Annotated in this window: 2 protein-coding genes; both read left to right on the forward strand. The window is 68.2% G+C overall.

Going from position 1 to position 1399, the window contains the following annotated elements:
• Positions 1-1059 (forward strand): S-(hydroxymethyl)mycothiol dehydrogenase (locus AC1DFE_RS24010; RefSeq protein ID WP_476908328.1); only part of this gene is annotated, 1059 nt, incomplete at its 5' end.
• Positions 1056-1399, forward strand: a 344-nt coding sequence (locus AC1DFE_RS24015) for an MBL fold metallo-hydrolase (RefSeq protein ID WP_476908329.1), incomplete at its 3' end; no start/stop codon positions are given. The genes AC1DFE_RS24010 and AC1DFE_RS24015, both read left to right, overlap by 4 nt.

A 1399-nucleotide genomic window follows, 5' to 3' on the forward strand; every position in this document is an offset into this window, starting at 1 on the left:
ACGATCCTGGTGCCGGATCCGGGGCCGGGGGAGGCGTTGGTGGACGTCCTGACGTGCGGGGTGTGCCACACGGATCTGCATTACAAGCTCGGCGGGATTGGCGATGAGTTCCCGTATCTGCTGGGCCACGAGGCCACCGGTGTGGTCTCCGCCGTGGGTGAGGGTGTGACGGAGGTCGCCCCCGGGGACCGGGTGATCCTGAACTGGCGTGCGGTGTGCGGGCAGTGCCGGGCGTGTGCGAAGGGCCAGCCGCAGTATTGCTTCAACACCGCCAACGCCACCCAGAAGATGACCCTGGAGGACGGCACCGAACTTTCCCCGGCACTGGGCATCGGCGCGTTCGCGGAGAAGACGCTGGTCGCTGCGGGGCAGTGCACCAAGGTCGACGAGGACGCGGATCCGGCCGCTGTCGGGCTGCTCGGCTGCGGTGTGATGGCCGGGATCGGCGCGGCGATCAACACCGGTGAGGTCAGGCGCGGGGAGTCCGTGGCCGTGATCGGCTGCGGCGGGGTGGGGATCGCCGCGATTGCCGGCGCGAAGCTCGCCGGGGCGACGACGATCATCGCGGTGGACATCGATGAGAACAAGATCGAGATGGCCAAAACCCTGGGCGCCACGCACGGGGTGAACTCCCGCAGCACGGACCCGGTGGAGGCGATCCGGGAGTTGACGGGCGGGAACGGCGCCGATGTGGTGATCGAGGCCGTCGGCCGCCCCGAGACGTATAAGCAGGCGTTCTACGCCCGCGACCTGGCCGGGCGTGTGGTCCTGGTGGGTGTCCCGACGCCGGAGATGGTCCTTCAGCTGCCGTTGCTGGATGTCTTTGGCCGGGGCGGGTCGCTGAAGTCCTCCTGGTACGGGGACTGCCTGCCCTCCCGTGACTTCCCGATGCTCGTGGCCCAYTACAAGGCCGGCAACCTGGACCTGGACGCGTTCGTCTCCGAACGGATCACCATCGACCAGGTCGAGGAGGCCTTCGAGAAGATGCACGAGGGCAAGGTCCTGCGCTCCGTCGTCGAAATCCAGCCCGCCGCCGACGTTCRGGGGGCCTCCGCATGAGCGTCACGATCGAGAACCTGGTCACCTCGGGCACGTTCTCCCTGGACGGCGGGACGTGGGATGTGGACAACAACGTCTGGATCGTKGGCAACGAGGAGGAGTGCGTGGTCATTGATTCCCCGCATGACGCCGCCGCGATCATCAACCAGGTCCGGGGCCGGAAGGTGACGGCGATCCTGCTCACACACGCGCACAACGACCACATCGGYGCCGCCCGCGACCTCGCCCAGGCCGTCGGCGCCCCGATCCACATGAACCCGGCGGACCAGGTCCTCTGGGAACAGGTCTACCCCGGCACGAAACCGGACCGGGAGATCGCGGACGGGGACGAGTTCCCGGT

The organism is Arthrobacter sp. 05T423 (genome assembly GCF_056396245.1).